The sequence below is a fragment of the Streptomyces resistomycificus genome (assembly GCF_001514265.1).
GTDB classification, from domain to species: Bacteria; Actinomycetota; Actinomycetes; order Streptomycetales; family Streptomycetaceae; genus Streptomyces; species Streptomyces resistomycificus.
Genome location: NZ_KQ949013.1, coordinates 3,494 through 6,156, shown reverse-complemented (window position 1 = coordinate 6,156; position 2,663 = coordinate 3,494). Strand labels below are relative to the sequence as shown.

Annotated in this window: 1 rRNA gene and 1 other annotated feature (1 of these 2 cut by a window edge); the gene reads left to right on the top strand. The window is 57.5% G+C overall.

Features of this window, described 5'->3' with window-relative positions:
- Positions 1 to 211: 211 nt before the first annotated feature.
- Positions 212 to 1,737: ribosomal RNA gene (locus AQJ84_RS40195) — 16S ribosomal RNA — on the top strand.
- A 295-nt stretch (positions 1,738 to 2,032) separates the two neighbouring features.
- Positions 2,033 to 2,663 (top strand) — a sequence feature (mutual gap in cmsearch alignment for this rRNA model is longer than 100); it runs 3,471 nt beyond the window's last position.

Genomic DNA, 2,663 nt, shown 5'->3' with positions numbered 1-2,663 from the left:
CTCTCGGGTGAGTACAAAGGAAGCGTCCGTTCCTTGAGAACTCAACAGCGTGCCAAAAGTCAACGCCAGATATGTTGATACCCCGTCTCCGGCCGTCATGGTCGGGACGAGGTTCCTTTGAAGAAAAACACAGCGAGGACGCTGTGAACGGTCGGGCTTATTCCGCCTGACTGTTCCGCTCTCGTGGTGTCGTCCCGATTACGGGAAAACATTCACGGAGAGTTTGATCCTGGCTCAGGACGAACGCTGGCGGCGTGCTTAACACATGCAAGTCGAACGATGAACCACTTCGGTGGGGATTAGTGGCGAACGGGTGAGTAACACGTGGGCAATCTGCCCTTCACTCTGGGACAAGCCCTGGAAACGGGGTCTAATACCGGATAACACTCCCGCACTCATGTGCGGGGGTTAAAAGCTCCGGCGGTGAAGGATGAGCCCGCGGCCTATCAGCTTGTTGGTGAGGTAATGGCTCACCAAGGCGACGACGGGTAGCCGGCCTGAGAGGGCGACCGGCCACACTGGGACTGAGACACGGCCCAGACTCCTACGGGAGGCAGCAGTGGGGAATATTGCACAATGGGCGAAAGCCTGATGCAGCGACGCCGCGTGAGGGATGACGGCCTTCGGGTTGTAAACCTCTTTCAGCAGGGAAGAAGCGAAAGTGACGGTACCTGCAGAAGAAGCGCCGGCTAACTACGTGCCAGCAGCCGCGGTAATACGTAGGGCGCAAGCGTTGTCCGGAATTATTGGGCGTAAAGAGCTCGTAGGCGGCTTGTCACGTCGGGTGTGAAAGCCCGGGGCTTAACCCCGGGTCTGCATTCGATACGGGCTAGCTAGAGTGTGGTAGGGGAGATCGGAATTCCTGGTGTAGCGGTGAAATGCGCAGATATCAGGAGGAACACCGGTGGCGAAGGCGGATCTCTGGGCCATTACTGACGCTGAGGAGCGAAAGCGTGGGGAGCGAACAGGATTAGATACCCTGGTAGTCCACGCCGTAAACGGTGGGAACTAGGTGTTGGCGACATTCCACGTCGTCGGTGCCGCAGCTAACGCATTAAGTTCCCCGCCTGGGGAGTACGGCCGCAAGGCTAAAACTCAAAGGAATTGACGGGGGCCCGCACAAGCAGCGGAGCATGTGGCTTAATTCGACGCAACGCGAAGAACCTTACCAAGGCTTGACATACACCGGAAAGCATCAGAGATGGTGCCCCCCTTGTGGTCGGTGTACAGGTGGTGCATGGCTGTCGTCAGCTCGTGTCGTGAGATGTTGGGTTAAGTCCCGCAACGAGCGCAACCCTTGTTCTGTGTTGCCAGCATGCCCTTCGGGGTGATGGGGACTCACAGGAGACCGCCGGGGTCAACTCGGAGGAAGGTGGGGACGACGTCAAGTCATCATGCCCCTTATGTCTTGGGCTGCACACGTGCTACAATGGCAGGTACAATGAGCTGCGATACCGTGAGGTGGAGCGAATCTCAAAAAGCCTGTCTCAGTTCGGATTGGGGTCTGCAACTCGACCCCATGAAGTCGGAGTTGCTAGTAATCGCAGATCAGCATTGCTGCGGTGAATACGTTCCCGGGCCTTGTACACACCGCCCGTCACGTCACGAAAGTCGGTAACACCCGAAGCCGGTGGCCCAACCCCTTGTGGGAGGGAGCTGTCGAAGGTGGGACTGGCGATTGGGACGAAGTCGTAACAAGGTAGCCGTACCGGAAGGTGCGGCTGGATCACCTCCTTTCTAAGGAGCACTTCTTACCAACTTCGGTTGGTCAGAGGCCAGTACATCAGCGAATGTCTGATGCTGGTTGCTCATGGGTGGAACGTTGACTACTCGGCACACTTGATCAGGTTCTTTCCAGTACTGCTTCGGCGTGGAACGGAAGAAGAGGGTTGAGGGTGTCGGGCACGCTGTTGGGTGTCTGAGGGAATGATCTTCCTTCAGTTGCCGGCCCCAGTGCACTCGAATCGGATGGTTCGGGGTGATGGGTGGCTGGTCGTTGTTTGAGAACTGCACAGTGGACGCGAGCATCTGTGGCCAAGTTTTTAAGGGCGCACGGTGGATGCCTTGGCACCAGGAACCGATGAAGGACGTGGGAGGCCACGATAGTCCCCGGGGAGTCGTCAACCAGGCTTTGATCCGGGGGTTTCCGAATGGGGAAACCCGGCAGTCGTCATGGGCTGTCACCCATACCTGAACACATAGGGTATGTGGAGGGAACGCGGGGAAGTGAAACATCTCAGTACCCGCAGGAAGAGAAAACAACCGTGATTCCGGGAGTAGTGGCGAGCGAAACCGGATGAGGCCAAACCGTATACGTGTGAGACCCGGCAGGGGTTGCGTATGCGGGGTTGTGGGATCTCTCTTTTACGGTCTGCCGGCCGTGAGACGAGTCAGAAACCGTTGATGTAGGCGAAGGACATGCGAAAGGTCCGGCGTAGAGGGTAAGACCCCCGTAGTCGAAACATCAGCGGCTCGTTTGAGAGACACCCAAGTAGCACGGGGCCCGAGAAATCCCGTGTGAATCTGGCGGGACCACCCGCTAAGCCTAAATATTCCCTGGTGACCGATAGCGGATAGTACCGTGAGGGAATGGTGAAAAGTACCGCGGGAGCGGAGTGAAATAGTACCTGAAACCGTGTGCCTACAAGCCGTGGGAGCGTCGC